We start from the raw sequence: 14,663 nt of genomic DNA, 5'->3' as shown, positions 1-14,663 counted from the left end.
ATGGTTGGTGGAACCCGCCCCTACCGATTTTAATTATGATTCAGCTTATTCAGTCAACTCATTTAACCCCGAAATAATATTCTCGCCTAGCATTAACGCATTTCTCGCTTCTCTTTGCAAGTTAAACATAGTATCTTCATAATCAGCTTTATTCCTAAGTTCTCTCAATCTGCTTAAATTTTCACCTATTTTGACCATATTTTTCATTTGAGTTGGGTGCTCTATAAATTCTTCGGCTACATATTGATGTTCGTTGATATCGCGATTCTTACGAAAAAGTCTTGGGTCTTGTTCAATGTCACGTAAGTAATTTCGCGCTAGACAAAATGTCGAATAGTATGCTCTACTTATCGCCGATCGCAACTTGGCTTCCCTGTTAGCTGAACTGTCACTATTCGTGGCAGCTAACTCTTGAGCTAAATTCAAATATTCAGACCAATCAAATCTCATTTTACTCCCATTCAAGGCTAATATGTAAATCATTTTTGGGGGCTGCTATTTTAGCTTCGAGCCACCAACTATCATCAAGGATGTTTAACTTTGCAAAAGCTTCATCGACTTCGAGTTTGGTGTAAATGGTAATCCACAGCGATCGCCAGTTGGCAATTTCTGGATCGGTTTTCACTTCTAAGCCTAATCTTTCCGTAGGAAATAGCGCTCGAATGTGATCGTAAGCTTCCAGAATCAAAGGTGCGATAGCTTCTTGTTCGATGAGAATTTTAAAACTTTCTAGGGGGTTTTCAACCGCGTACAGGCTTTTGATTTTATTAAAAGATGCAATTAAATTGTCAAAGGCTTTAGCTATTTCAGAGGGATTTTCCATTTCTCCTTGTGACTGAGGAAAGGAAGGGCTTAAATTTGCAGCATCGGTGCTGTAAATGCTGTCACTTGTCTCGTTGTAGCGTTTGTCTTTTGATTTTACTTGGTACTGCTCTTTTAAGTCGAGGCGTTCTTTTGTGTAAATCTCGTTCAGAGTGTGGTTTTGTTCGGCTAATTTTTCTAAAGCCAATATCTGACTACTTATATTCTCTTCCAACTCGCCAAGCTGGACAGATGAATCTAGTTTAGCTAAAGCAGCGCCAAGGGCTTGCAACCTAATAATATCTGTTTCTTTCATAAGAGTCGATGGTTTGGAAGTTAGGGATTAACTTTACCAGTAATCGTGAAGCCTGTCTGGAGATTGTAGCAGATTTGGCGGTTGAATGTATTTTTGGTTCGTAGGGGCGCGCTCACCAACAATATATAATGATGACCAACAATCTATATAAACCCGCCCCCATCCCAGGGTAAATCTGAATGTACATTTCGATTTATCGTGGGGAGAGGGCGGGTTTTCGAGATTGTTTGTTTCAGGTGATTAGGGTTGTTGAAACCCGCCCTTACGATCGCACAAATTATACGATCGCGAATCAACGAGACATGATATTAGAGAACTCGATAATTCATCAGTGTATCCGTGTCAAAATCTCTTAGAGTGCCTTCTTCCTTACCCTAAAAAGAAATAATCAAGTAACCATTCAGGAACTTAGCACCAGTAACAGACTTCCCAGTCAGCGCCGGAGGCAGCAAAATATTGCGCCGCTGATCGCCCGCTTCGATCGTCACTTCTGGCCCCGATTGAATCAATTTAATTTCTTTCTTGTCAAACCCAGGCAAAAACAAACTAACTTGACGCTGTGCAATGTTTATGTTAATCGGTTTAGGAGCTTTTGCGGCCTCCGAAAAATCTGGCAAAGCATCAATTAGCGGCTGCCAATTATTGTCACTGTGCGCCGGAACCGAAACAGCCGTCAAAGGATCAAACTCGGCAGTAATAGCTTCTGTAACCGATGCTTGATTAACAATGACACCGCCCACAGTCAAACTAACTTGTTGAGAACTTCCCCAAAGATAGCGGGCAGTTGCGATCGCGCTTGCATCCCCAGTCGTCACCAAAAAAGCGGCCGTGCGGTTCGGATCTGCCAGCGCTTCCTTACCCTTATCCAAGAGATTATCGACTTGCTTAGTAGATTGAAAAGCATTGTCTCCCGACATATCCACAGTCAACACGGTACTGACAAGCGGTTGAATAAAAGGCGACGACGACAAAGCTTTACCCAAATCCGAATCTACCAAAGCTTGGCGGAAGCGGCGGATGTACCAACTCAGAATTTCCGGCATTCCCAGCATCCGCAGCGTATCCATGCCGCCATTGCCGTCATAAACAATTACATCGTATTGTTTGCTGTCGTCGTATTCCCGAAGTTCATTCAACGCCAGCGCGCTGTCCATTCCCGGTAACACCCCTAATTCTTGACCGTAAATCTGCTTGAAAAACGGAGTACGGACATATTGAGCTTCTAGTTGTTTAACTTCGTCCCACCTGCGTTCTAGCAGTGGCCCGCTTTGCACCTGAACTGCTTTGAGGTTGGGGGCGATTTCCTGGGGGCTGAGAGTCAGGGGAGTCCCTAGCAGGATACCCAATGCAGGGCCCGGATCTTGGCCGAGCAGCAGAACTCGCTTGCCTTGAGCCGCGTATTTTTTAGCTGTTGCGATCGCGATCGTACTGCGGCCAGTGCCGCCTTTGCCCAAAAATGTCAAAATCAAAGCCATTTTCTGTTCTCACTGCCAAAGCTTACTCTTTAACATTTAAGCGCAACCTTCAGCGAGAGTGGGGGAGGGGGGAGAGTGGAGGAAGAGGAGAGTGGGAGAGTGGGAGAGGGGGAGAGTGGGAGACGAAAGGAAACACAGTTAAATTCAATCCGTGTATCCGTGTCCGAATCCGTGTCGTGCCCCTCTTCCTTCTACATCTGTTAAACGGGTTCTAGCTCATCTTCAAAGAACCAAGTCGCAAAACCGTCAAACTTGACAACCACGCCTACTCCGCTACCGTCAACCATTCTGAATCCGTCAACAGTGCCTACTGGATTCTCCTTTATCTTGCCCACCATATTTGCAGGTATCCGATCTCTGAGACGGCGCACCTTCACTCTCTGACCTACTTCTATTGCCACTGAAATTGTTCTCCTGCTCTATATAACCTATATACAACCGTTTATTTTACAGTTTGGCGTCTACTTCGGAACAGCAACACCCTCCGTCGATCGCTCGCTATGATTTTCCATCGAAATTTCGACCAACTTTCCCTAAAAGACGGTATTCTAGTCGGAGTTTGTCGATCGTCTACCCTGATTCGCTTGGGTTTGCTTCATAATGTTCCACAGCGGCAAGCTCCACTGGCAGAGGCTGTTCACCACTTAGATAATTATTTTTTATTGATTCGCAAAAAGAAGTTTTTTATTAATTGCCACAACTACAGGATTTCTCCCCAATTAGTCATCCTTCAGGCAGAAGCCAAAAGACATTCAAAAGCAGTAATTAATTTTATGTTTGCTATATATAAATCTGCCCTCTCTGACGTTGACAACGGCGAAATTTCATGCTGTAAAGGACTTTGAGTCGGGTTTGCCAAATTTCCCGAAGGTCAGATTTTAGTAAAGTGTCATGTTGTAACACTTTACTAAAATCTGACCCAAAAAAGAAGTTTTAATGCTAAACTTTCAGGCTGATAAAGTTTATTTTTGCTGCAGTGTTACGGCGTAAAAAATGGAACGATTGCCGGATTTAGGGTGTCTGATACAGGAAAGGAAGTCTAGAAACTTCAATATGACAAAATTGAAATTATGAATAAAATTTTTACCTGTGGGCGATCGACCAAAATTCCGCTCCTAAGTTTGTCCTTGGCTGTGCTCGCGAGTCTGTCGCCCTTTCGTGGGACGATCGCCAGTCCGCTCTCTCCATCCCCCAAACAGCAGTCGAACCCTACTAAAATTGTCTCAGTCGCTCGACCGCCAGCATTGCCAACTGACTCAAAATCTCCCAAAAATCCGGCAACAGTGGCGGCGAATCCATCCCCAGCAGACACGATAAACGCCCAGGGAACAGCGGCAGCGCGATCGCTCGAAATAGAAGAAATTAGCGGTACAGTCAGCTTTAAAGGGCGGCCAGCGGTTGTGGGCGATCGGCTACTCGCCCCCGGAGATGAAATCATCACCGGCCCCAATTCCACAGCCCGTTTAGGCATCGACAACAACATCGGCACCGTGGAAGTTGCCGAAAAAACCACACTCAGAATATCCGATTTGTCAAGCCGTGCAGGCGGCGAAAAAAGCACAGCCATTTTTGTCAGCAGGGGGCGAGTCAGGTTGTCGATCGGCAAAACTGCTGCTGCAACTCCCGCAGCCACCACCTCAACAATTATCCCGCCGAACCAAATAGCCGCCCTCAATACCTTCAGCGGACTCGGCAAATCCAGTCAAATTGCCCAACAAACCCGTTCTGCCAGAACCGCCCCAATCAGGGTTGAAACCCCAGAAGGCGTTGCCGGAGTCCGCGGCACATCCTTTGGCGTCAGCGTCGGCGGCGGCAAAACCGCAGTCGAAACTATTGAAGGTGCAGTCGTAGTATCCGGCAACACCGACTCGGAAGTAGTTCTCAACAGCGGCAACTCCACGACTATTTTCCCTCAAACCTCGCCCGTGGCGCCCTCAGCCAGCCCTCGCCTAGCTAAACTCAAAGTCCGCAGTTTATTGAGAGTCAGCGGCAATATCTATCGCCTCAGCGGTCAAATTAACCCGATCGACACAGTTTATGTCCACAATGAAGAAATTAAGATCGATCGAAAAGGCAACTTCAAAATCCAAGGAATTTTACCTCCAAGTCGCCGCCTCAAAATCGTAGTGCGAGGCCCGTCAGTCACAGAAAGGCATTACAGCTTCGCAGTTCGCTAAACAACCTATCGTCGCGAGTAATCTACGCGGGCCGTCTCTGAGGACTTGAGTTATATCTGAGATGTTGCACCATTCTCAATAAGCCGTAGGGGCGGGTTCGCCAACAGCCTTAAAGCTTGCAAATAGGTTCTATAAACCCGCCCGACCCCACGAAAAAGCCTGTTCTTGACAATGGTGCAAGATGTGAGTTAGATCCTAAGTTTTATCTGGGTTGATTATTTTGTGTAGGTGCGAAGCATTTTGCGATGAATCTCGGTAGTCAAAATAAATAAATTTTGCCCCCACCCTTCGCCCTTACGGTATTGTAAAACTTCATGACCGAAAGCATCCAGGATACCCGCCACGTGATTCATCCGTCCAGAAATAAAAAACCTGTATCCGATAAAGGAGCCCCCGAATTTATCTCGCGCAAGTCAATCTAAAATCTAAAATCTAAAATCTAAAATCTAAAATCGATTGACTCCCACTCCTCTCGAAATTGTGACTCGAATGTCAATGATTGCGTCAAATTAATTGCATGAAGTTCAAAAAATGGATCGATCATCTCAAACAGAATCAACTGATCGGCTTGCGGCAATATGTATTCACAAATCCTCCCTGGATGACAGGGGCAGTAGTAGGTCTAATGTCTGTCGCCATGCTGCAATTGGGAATGTGGAAACCCCTTGAATATTTGGGATACAAAACTCTCTTTCAAATTCGAGAATCTGGAATTTTGCCAAATCCCGGATGGGATGAGAGAATTGTGGTAATTGCGATCGAGCGGCATTCCTTGCAAGAATACGGTCAATTTCCTTGGCCTCGCAACCGCTACGCCCAACTGCTAGAAGCACTGAAAAAATCTCCCCCTACAGCAGTTGGTTTTGACATTCTTTTCCTCGATCCAAGTCCGAAAGATGATATTTTAGCCGCTGCAATCGCCGCCAACGGCAAAGTTGTACTCGCTAGAACCACCAAAGAAGAACCCGTAGCATCTTTAAAAGCAGCCGCCGCAGGTGTCGGGCACATCGGCCAGGAACCCGATAGCGACGGTATTAGCCGCGAGTCAAAAATCTTTCTCAACGGGATTCCTAATTTCGGTTTAGCAATGACTCACAGGTACAATGCTGCTAATCCCCAAGATCCAGTATTGCTCCCACAGTCCAAAAATAAGCAGGAAAAAAAAGTCTGGGTTAACTGGCCAGGGAAAACAGAAAATCTACCTACCTATGCTTTTGTTGATGTCGTAGAAGGTAGAATTCCAGCAGATTCTCTGACTAATAAGTTAGTTTTAGTGGGCATAGTTGCTACCGGTTTCGATCCGATATCTTCACCTCTCAACAAGACTACGGCTGGGGTTTATTTATATGCAGCGTTGATTGACAATTTGCTCAATCAACGCTTGCTCCAGCGGCTGCCGGTACTCGTAGAAATTTTGTTATTGTTGGGGATTGGCCCGCTTACCGCTTTGGTTCTGGGCAACCGAGGTGTTAAAGAGAGAATTGCGATCGCTCTCGGTTTGCCTATAATTTGGATTGGGGCTGCCGCTTTGTTATTTGGCTTCTTTTTTTGGTGGGTTCCGATTGCCGCACCTATCGGCACTCTCATTTTATCTAGCACTGCTTTGCAACTTCGGGAACAGTACGAAAAGCAGCAGTTGATGAGGTTATTTGAAAAGCACGTCGATCCAGAGACTGCTCAGCTTATTTGGCAACGCAAAGCTGAGATATTTGAACAGGGAGAACTCGAACCTCAAGAACTTACAGCAACGGTGCTGTTTATGGATATTCGTAGTTTTACTTCAATTTCAGAAAAAATGCCACCGCGGGATTTGCTCACCTGGCTGAACAATTATTTGGAAGCGATGACTAACTGTATTATGGATCACGGTGGCGTTGTAGATAAATACATCGGTGATGCAATTATGGCAGTTTTTGGAGTGCCTTTTTGCCATAGCGAATATGCAGAAATTCAACAAGATGCTTTGAATGCAGTTGCGGCTTGTATTGCGATGCACGAACGGCTGCACCAACTTAATCAGCAGCTTAGAATTGAACGCAAACCTTTAATTAAGTTTGGCATCGGGTTGCATACCGGACAGTTAGTTGCTGGTAGCGTGGGCGGTTCCCGGCGTTTGAATTATTCTGTGATCGGCGATGCTGTCAACGTTGCTGCTAGATTGGAGGCGATGAATAAGGAAATTGTTTCTGACAGTCCTTTTAATTTGTTGGTGACGGCGAGGACTTTTTCTTACGTGCGCGATCGCTACGAAGGCCAAAAAGTAGGCTCGATTCAATTGCGCGGCAAAAAAGAAGAGACTGTGGTTTATGCTATTTTGGGCGAAAAACATTAGTCAGTTGTCAGTTGTCAGTTGTCAGTTGTCAGTTGGGAAAATTACCTTTTTCCCAATTCCCCATTAGACATTCCCAATTCCCAATTCCCCGTTCCTAATGACTGCGGACTAAGCTGTCGCGCATTTAATTGGGATAGTTATGTTAGTAAAAATCTTGTGGGGTGGGCATCTTGCCTGCCCTAAAAGTGAAAATTAAATGTAGTATAGCTTACTGACCAATCTAATCAAATACGCTTAGCCCCAAAGTTTTAGCTATTTTTTCTAACAAAAATAACCCACCGATAGAATTTCCATCTTTATCCAGGGGCGGACTGTAAAAGCCGATCGCACCCTGGCCCGGAATTACCGACACCAAAGCCCCGCTAACTCCCGACTTGGCCGGCAACCCCACCCGCAGCGCAAAACGGCCCGATGCTTCATACAAACCGCAAGTTGCCATCAGCGCTTTGACACTACGGCAATTTTCCCCCATTGCTCGATCGCCGCTATTTACCAAAACCATCCCCAGCTTAGCTAAATCCTCCACAGTTCCCGACAAACAGCAGATGCGATTGTAGGTTTCTAAAGCAATTTCGGGATTTTGAATGTAACCCGATTCTACCATTTTCAAGGCGAGATTCCAATTATTTTGATTCGGATTTGTCTTCACTGAATCGAGCATTAACTCGTCAACAAATAACTGACTGTTTGCCTGTTGATTCAGCCAAGTTCGCAAGTTTTGACAGCGCGACACAGCATTTTGACCGGGAATCAAAGACGCTAGGGCGATCGCCCCGCTATTAATCATCGGGTTTCTCGGCTTCCCTTGGTCTATTTCGAGTTGAGTTAAAGAATTGAAAGGCAGTTCCGAAGGCTCACAGCCAACGAAGTCAAACACCCTTTTTTCCCCCAATTCGCACAGCAAATAAAGCAGCACAAAAGGCTTGACTACACTCATCAGCGGGAATGCTTGAGCAATGCTACCCCAGCTCACAATTTGCGCGTCAATTGCCCGAATTTGCACGGCAAACCCTTGTCTGTCGGCTTGCGCTAGGAGAGGTATGTACGCAGGGATTTGACCCAATTTACTGCGATTAATTGCCTCTTTTGCCCAAGCTGCCAGTTGTTCCGGTTCCAAGGAAGATAGTTGGCGGGTGGATATTTTCACTCTCGATTATTTAGATTATTTAAAATTTTAGATTGGCATTCCTGGCGCGAGATTGAGCCAGAAACCCCGTTTATTAACCGAATTGGGTCACTTGGGCCCGCTGCGGGAAGAAACTGGGTTTCTTCGGGGATCTCAACCAAGCTCGAACTTCAGGCTATTGACGTTTCTGCCCGCCGGGAGCAAATAAATTTTTCATAAAAAACCTGTACTTTGCATAAAAATCTCCCTTTCACCCGGATATATAAGTAGCAGCTTCAAGGCAAGGCTGCTATCTAAAACAAACCAGCACTAGCTGGAAATGCCTTCAGATGGTTATATTTAAGCCCCAGCAAGGGGCGGGGTGCATATTTAACTTAATTCTTTCAGAGTTCGCCAAATCCTGTCCGGAAAACCCCCGAACCTTTAAGAATGTACTATCCAACCGGATTCACCAAAACCAGGATAAAAAAATGGCAGACGAACCGAAAGCAGAAGCACCAAAGCCCGCTCCCATGATTTTTAAGGGAGTGTGCAAGGAGGGAGTTCTCAAAGGCAAAGAAATTGAAGGCAAACTAGATATCAAAGTTAACGTCGAATCTGTTACAACCCCAGAAGCAACGCCCAAAAAATCCGAGTGGGAGCCAGTTATCTTTTGGGTATTGTTTGCATTCATGGCAAACTTGATTGTCGGCGATCCCGCCGGAATGAGAAAAAAATACAGCTCCCCACAAAGGTCTCATTCTCATCAGATGTTAAACCAATCTGGGGAGCAGTCGCTGTTGCCTAAGAAAAACACCAGCAACTTGCCACTTTAGGCCCTGGGAGCCTGCCAGCCACGCAAATAGTAATAGAAAGACCCGAAATATTCATCGAATACTCGTGTCGTAGTTACCAAAGCTTCTGCACTAGGCAGAAAATCTCCCGCGTCTAAGCGGAGTCTGGATTTCCCTCCTGCCGTGGGTTGAAAAGTGTAGAAGTCGGTAGCCCTAGGAATCACCTGGATTCCCATATTCGCAAAAGCGAGGCTGGCACGGCGCATCTGAATCGCAGATGTTACCAGGATTACTTTGCGCGGGGCGCCACGGCTGTCGAGTATCTTTCTCACTTCTTCGGCGCTGGTGCGTATGTTGCTGCCGTTATCGTCGAGAACGATACTGCTGCGTGGCACGCCCATGTTGTTTGCCAGCAAAGTCTCGATATCCTTCGCTTCCCCAACATAACCCTCCAACTCTGGTCTGGGGCCAGCGGTAACGATGACCATCGGTGCCACTTTTTGGCGGTACAAAACGGCAGCATAGGGCAGGCGATTACCTGTATCTGTCAGTTGAATCGCTACTCGGTTGGGGATGTGAGGCTGAGTGGTTCCCTTGCCTAGGAGAACTATCGCCGCGGCAGTTTCATCGCAGCAAGCTGTGCGGACGGCGGCAGCGGCGTCCCGTTCTGCTTGGTCGGCGAACCAGTAAGCGACAACTGGCATACTCGAAAGGATCAAAACTAGCAGCGCTGCCAGGATCATTCTCGGCGCCGGGTTGCGGATGCCCCCGTTCGTGATCAGCGCCGACGCAATCACCAGCAGAGTGATGGAAAAACCCAACGGCTTAAAGAAGAAGGCTATGAGCCCGAAAATCGCTGCTCCGACTGGTGTGTCTGGCGCAAAAAAAGCGAGGAACAAAAGGCTGATCAGCAGCAAAACGCGCAGTCGGTCTAATAACGGATTGTCTTTACCTCCTGATTGATCCCACCACGATTTGATCAGTGAGAACAGGAGGAATAGAAATAGAATGCGAGCTAACAGTTCTGGCATCTTGCAATATTCTGTGTCTTCATAAATTAGTACGGAAGTGTGGAAACGAGCGCGAATTTAGCTGCGGGAGGAAATACGGGCATCGGTGGGTTTTTAACTTTCGCGAATAACGCAGTCCGATCGCATTTATCCTGATGCTCGCTTCCGGTCAGCTATCAACCATTGGTTGCAGGGTGAAACCCGCTACTTCCAGTCACAGATTGCTGACAGTTAATTGGTAATTGATAACTGGTAATGGTTGATTGGTAATTGGTAATGGAGCGAGTACGCCGCAGGTGGAATTGACAATTCAAGCCTGCTTTGTTCTGCCTACTTTTTTCCCCATTACCTGTTACCGATTCACCAATCCCAATTTATCGGCGCTTCAGTTGATTCCGAATTGCCTGCGTTACCGTTTGAATTACTTTAACACGAGCATAATACTTGTTATTGGCCGCAATTAGCGTCCAGGGAGCAGCCGGCGTGCTGGTGCGCTGAATCATTTGATTCACCGCTACTTCATAATAATTCCATTTTTCCCGATTCCGCCAATCTTCTTCGGTGAGTTTGTATTGTTTAAATGGATTGTTTTGCCGCTCTGTAAACCGCTTTAGTTGCTCGTCAGGACTGATGTGCAGCCAGAATTTAACTAAGACACAACCGAAACTGGTGAGTTGCTCCTCAAATTCGTTGATTTCCTGATAAGCTCGGCGCCATTCGAGTTCGGTGGCAAATCCTTCGACTCGCTCGACCAGCACTCTACCATACCAACTACGATCGCAAATGCTGATCTTACCAGCCGTTGGCAGCCGCTGCCAGAACCGCCAGAGGTATTGATGCGCTTTTTCTTCGTCTGTCGGCACCCCAAAGGCATTAACGGTGTAACTGCGGGGGTCTAATATGTCGGTCAAGCGTTTGATTGCTCCTCCTTTACCGGCGGCGTCCCAACCTTCAAACAGCACTAACACGGGGATTTCCTCTTCGTAGATGCTTTGTTGCAGTTTCCCAAAACGGGTTTGTTCCTCGCGAAGTTGCTGTTTGTATTCGTCGGGCGACAGCGATTGAGTTAAATCTACTTGGGCCAGCAAGTCGGGTTCGGTGGGTTGTAAGTGTTCTTGATGCGGCAATTGTATCGGTGCTGATTGCATCGTTCGTCTGTCTAAGGCTTCTGTAATTGTCGCTGCCATTTGCGTTAAAACTTTGACTCTCGCCCAGCGTTGACAATCGCCTTCTACTAGCGTCCAAGGTGCGGGGCCAGTGCCGGTTTGGGATACCATTTCTTCGGCAAAAGTTGTGTATTCTTCGTATTTTTTGGCTTGTTTCCAATCTTCTGGCCGCACTCGCCAAGCTTGTAATGCGTCATCTTCTAGTTTTTTGAGCCGATGCTTGAGTTCTTTTTTGCTCAGGTGAATCCAAAATTTGGCAATTGCGGCGCCGTCATCAACCATCTGCCGCTCGAAGGCGTTGATTTGCCTGATGGCTGTCGGTACTTCTGCGTCGGAGACTCGATCGAACAATCGGTCTTCTAAAATGTGAGTGTACCAACTGTGGTAGAAAAAGCCAATTTTGCCACGGGCGGGGAGTTTCTGCCAAAACCGCCATAGGAAAGGATAGCCCCTTTCTGCATCTGACGGCGGCCAAATCGGGTGGACGGCAAACCCGCGCGGGTCCATGTACCCCACCATTTTTTTGACCAGCGCGCCTTTACCGGCGGCGGCCCAACCTTCGAGGACGATGATTGCGGGCAATTTTTTTTCTCTGCAGGCCAGTTGGAGCGATCGCAACTGTTGCATTAAAATTTCTATCTTGGCATCATAGGTTTCTTTATCCAGGGAGATATCTAAATCGAGGTTGTCGAGCATATTTACCTCATATTAATCTGTAAAAAACAGTTTAACGTTAGTTTAACGTTAGGATAAAATTAAATCCTCAACTCAGGGAAAAACGTTATAAAAATTACAGTTACGGCTGGTTGAAAGCCGGAGCGCTCCTGCAATCAAATGCCAGCCTCGTTAATACTAGCAAGATTCCCTCGATTTCCAACTTGCCAAAAAAAACAGCTCAGGTTATAGTTGAAATAGGGAACTTTTAAATAAGTTCAACTTCTCCCCTCCCCCGATCGGGCGAGTTAACAGGAGGAGCCCAAAATCCCTGAAAAAGGATTTATTGTAAAACAGAGCAAAAGTAAAAATCAACTACCCAGTGGGGGTGACAACTTCTTTACTTAGCTGTAGAAACTTTATTCAAACAATAGTAGTTACTTAAGCACCAAGCTTGGTAACGAAAGAGAGCGCGACTCATCGACATCCGGCCATAAACTCACATACAAAACTAGCCCAAAAAGGCAAACCAATTTTTATGATTGCGCTATAAGATAAAACCTGAAAGCCTGGGTGATATAAACAGGTTTCTGAGTTTTATCGACACCATTCTCAAATACTAAAAACAGTTGAGGTGCGGGCTCGCGAACCCGCCCCACAAGAACCTTTATTTCTTGTGGAACAGGCCGGAGTGCCTGTTACTGACATTTATCCAAAATGTCTGAATTACTGTACTTGTTTGCCCATACCAACTAAGAGGAACAGTCCGAAATTACGGATTGCAAGTTTTTTATGAATATCTTGACAACACGCTCCTACAAGGGCGAAACTGACTGGTGCGCGATCGCAAATTTAATCGACGCTTGCGAAGCAGTGGATAGACTCGGCGAAGAAGTCTCCGCAACTGAACTCAAGCTAATACTTGATGCACCCAAACTCGACCAAGCCCGCGACGTGCAGTTGTGGGAAGATGGTAATTACAAACTAATCGGTTTGTCACTCCTAGATATGCCCGATTCCCCGGCTGAAATAGACGCTTCTTTGTGGTTTTATGTGCATCCAAATGTCCGTGGCGAAGGATTAGAAAAAGACATAATTAAGTGGGGCGAAAAGCGGCTGCGCGAAGTGGCGAAAGAACGCAATTTGCCCGCAAAATTGCGAACCTACAGCCGGGAGGACAAAACCGATGAGATGCGGCTGTTAGAGAAACAGGGCTTTGAGGTCGATCGCTATTTTTGGACAATGGCCCGATCCCTCGCCGAACCCATTCCCACACCCGAATTTCCCGCAGATTTTGCACTGACACACGTATCAGGAGAACAAGACATCCAACCTTGGGTAGAGATGTTCAACCAATCATTTATCGATCACTGGAATCACCACGATTTAACTGCGGAAACCGTGCGTTATTGGATGCAAGATCCGAATTATCAGCCGGAATTAGACTTGATTGCTGTTTCGGGCGATTCCCTGGGGGATAGCTTCGCTTCACGCAAATTTGCAGCTTTCTGCGACTGTCAAATCAAACCCCAAAAAAACCCCCGCAGCGGCACAAAAGACGGTTGGATTGAATTGTTGGGTACGCGGCGCGAGTTTCGGAAAATGGGTTTAGGAAAAGCGATGCTGTTAGCTGGTTTGCATAAGTTGAAAGCAGCGGGTGCAAACACAGCTAAACTCAGCGTCGATGCTGACAGTTTGACGGGGGCGACAAAGCTTTACAAATCAGTCGGTTTCCGCCCGATGGAAACTTGGATCGAGTGGGCTAAGACAGTGTAAATTCGTTAGGGTGGTCAGAAACCGGGTTTTTGCGAAAATACTGCGTTACAGTCGGCAGATGCGGTAAAAAACCCGGTTTCTTTGGTTTTTGAAGCGTACTGGGCGGATATACGCGGATGGACGCAGATTAGGATACAGTTTGTTTAGTTACTTCTACATAAATATGTTCTAACCGCACCGGATACCGAGCGATTGAATCAATAGAAATCCCGTCGAACAGCAAAATAATTTCTTTTAATTCTAAACGTTCCGGCAGCCAAAAAGCCAAATCGCTACCGTAGCGGCGGGGAATGAAACTGTATTGTTTAGCGCGGGCGATGACTTCAGCTTCTTCGTCGGTTTTTACCACGATAATTTCTTGAGCCGGAATCAGTTTTTGCAACTCTTCCAAACTGCCCTCAGCTACAATACTGCCATTCTTTAAAATTCCAATTCTCTGACACAGCCGCTCAGCTTCATCCAACAAGTGAGTTGTCAGCAAAATTGTAATTCCTTCCGACTGCAAGCGCTGAATTAATTCCCAAATTTCATAGCGAGCCTCAATATCTAAACCCGTTGTCGGTTCATCTAAAATTACTAATTTAGGCTGGTGTACCAAAGCCACCGCAATATTCAAGCGGCGCTGCATTCCTCCGCTCAAAGTTTCCACAGGGCTTGTAGCTCTATCTGTCAAATTAACTGCTTTCAAACAGTGTCTTACTTGATAGCGCCGCTGTTTGCGCTCTAAGCCGTAAATTTGAGCAAAAAAATTGAGGTTTTCTTCGCAGCTAAGGCTTTTGTAAAGCAAATTTTCTTGGGGCGCTACACCGATTAAGGATTTTGTAGCTTCGGAAACAGGCTCGCCATTGATGGAAACTTTGCCGCTGTCGGCATTTAGCAAATTGCATAAAATATTGATAGTTGTAGTTTTGCCCGCCCCGTTTGGCCCGAGCAAACCGTAAATTTCTCCAGCTTGAATGTGCAGTGTTAAATCTTTAAGCACTGAGCGCTCGCCGTAAGACTTATTTAGCTTTTCTATTTGCAGCACTGCTTTAATTCTCCGTATTATTTACGATTT

At 46.3% G+C, this 14,663-nt stretch carries 13 protein-coding genes; 5 read left to right on the top strand and 8 right to left on the bottom strand.

Annotated features, from left to right (window positions below; translation table 11 throughout):
• Nucleotides 1–45: 45 nt before the first annotated feature.
• The 4 genes from QUB26_RS13935 to petP all read right to left on the bottom strand — a co-directional run bounded on the left by QUB26_RS13935 (nt 46) and on the right by petP (nt 2,993).
• Nucleotides 46–450, bottom strand: a complete 405-nt coding sequence (locus tag QUB26_RS13935) for a HEPN domain-containing protein (RefSeq protein ID WP_333239524.1) — start codon at nt 448–450, stop codon at nt 46–48.
• Between the two features lies 1 nt (nt 451).
• Nucleotides 452–1,117 (bottom strand): hypothetical protein, encoded by a 666-nt coding sequence (locus tag QUB26_RS13930; RefSeq protein WP_333239523.1) that lies wholly within the window; start codon nt 1,115–1,117, stop codon nt 452–454.
• A 374-nt stretch (nt 1,118–1,491) separates the two neighbouring features.
• The gene (locus QUB26_RS13925) at nt 1,492–2,592 is read right to left on the bottom strand and encodes a Get3/ArsA fold putative tail anchor-mediating ATPase NosAFP (protein WP_333239521.1); all 1,101 of its coding nucleotides are present in this window, start codon (nt 2,590–2,592) and stop codon (nt 1,492–1,494) included.
• A gap of 200 nt (nt 2,593–2,792) precedes the next feature.
• Complete coding sequence (gene petP / locus QUB26_RS13920; RefSeq protein WP_333054278.1) at nt 2,793–2,993, bottom strand: cytochrome b6f subunit PetP; 201 nt, start codon at nt 2,991–2,993, stop codon at nt 2,793–2,795.
• Between the two features lie 99 nt (nt 2,994–3,092).
• Here petP and QUB26_RS13915 point away from each other — a divergent pair, with 99 nt between their 5' ends.
• The 3 genes from QUB26_RS13915 to QUB26_RS13905 all read left to right on the top strand — a co-directional run bounded on the left by QUB26_RS13915 (nt 3,093) and on the right by QUB26_RS13905 (nt 7,101).
• Nucleotides 3,093–3,437, top strand: coding sequence for a hypothetical protein (locus QUB26_RS13915; RefSeq protein ID WP_333239519.1), 345 nt, complete (start codon nt 3,093–3,095; stop codon nt 3,435–3,437).
• A 225-nt stretch (nt 3,438–3,662) separates the two neighbouring features.
• Nucleotides 3,663–4,769: a FecR domain-containing protein gene (locus QUB26_RS13910; RefSeq protein WP_333318454.1), complete on the top strand. Its 1,107-nt coding sequence runs from the start codon at nt 3,663–3,665 to the stop codon at nt 4,767–4,769.
• Between the two features lie 517 nt (nt 4,770–5,286).
• Nucleotides 5,287–7,101, top strand: coding sequence for an adenylate/guanylate cyclase domain-containing protein (locus QUB26_RS13905; protein WP_333318452.1), 1,815 nt, complete (start codon nt 5,287–5,289; stop codon nt 7,099–7,101).
• A 220-nt stretch (nt 7,102–7,321) separates the two neighbouring features.
• Here the strand turns inward: QUB26_RS13905 and glsA are convergent, their stop codons facing one another.
• Nucleotides 7,322–8,248 carry a glutaminase A gene (gene glsA / locus QUB26_RS13900; protein ID WP_333318450.1) on the bottom strand — a complete coding sequence of 309 codons (927 nt, stop codon included), beginning with the start codon at nt 8,246–8,248 and terminating at the stop codon, nt 7,322–7,324.
• Nucleotides 8,249–8,697: 449 nt separating this feature from the next.
• Here glsA and QUB26_RS13895 point away from each other — a divergent pair, with 449 nt between their 5' ends.
• A complete protein-coding gene (locus QUB26_RS13895) occupies nt 8,698–9,042 on the top strand; it encodes a hypothetical protein (protein WP_333318448.1) in 345 nt (114 codons plus the stop codon).
• On the opposite strand, the gene QUB26_RS13890 is transcribed toward QUB26_RS13895, so the two are convergent.
• Together QUB26_RS13890 and pap are read right to left on the bottom strand one after the other, a co-directional pair.
• On the bottom strand, nt 9,039–10,031 hold the full coding sequence (locus QUB26_RS13890) for a YdcF family protein (protein ID WP_333054271.1): 993 nt from the start codon (nt 10,029–10,031) through the stop codon (nt 9,039–9,041). The two genes, QUB26_RS13895 and QUB26_RS13890, sit on opposite strands and share 4 nt — an antisense overlap.
• A 353-nt stretch (nt 10,032–10,384) precedes the next feature.
• Entirely contained in the window at nt 10,385–11,872 is a 1,488-nt protein-coding gene (pap, locus tag QUB26_RS13885) for a polyphosphate:AMP phosphotransferase (RefSeq protein WP_333239509.1), read from the bottom strand.
• Nucleotides 11,873–12,622: 750 nt separating this feature from the next.
• Here pap and QUB26_RS13880 point away from each other — a divergent pair.
• The gene (locus tag QUB26_RS13880; protein WP_333239507.1) at nt 12,623–13,606 is read left to right on the top strand and encodes a GNAT family N-acetyltransferase; all 984 of its coding nucleotides are present in this window, start codon (nt 12,623–12,625) and stop codon (nt 13,604–13,606) included.
• A gap of 127 nt (nt 13,607–13,733) precedes the next feature.
• Here QUB26_RS13880 and QUB26_RS13875 read toward each other — a convergent pair whose 3' ends face one another.
• Nucleotides 13,734–14,633, bottom strand: coding sequence for an ABC transporter ATP-binding protein (locus QUB26_RS13875; RefSeq protein ID WP_333239505.1), 900 nt, complete (start codon nt 14,631–14,633; stop codon nt 13,734–13,736).
• Nucleotides 14,634–14,663: the final 30 nt, after the last annotated feature.

Origin of the sequence: Microcoleus sp. B4-C1, assembly GCF_036705285.1 — a bacterium.
In the GTDB taxonomy this organism is placed as follows: Bacteria; Cyanobacteriota; Cyanobacteriia; order Cyanobacteriales; family Microcoleaceae; genus Microcoleus.
Note: the sequence above shows the minus strand (reverse complement) of the source record. Positions and strands in the feature narration are given on the sequence as shown.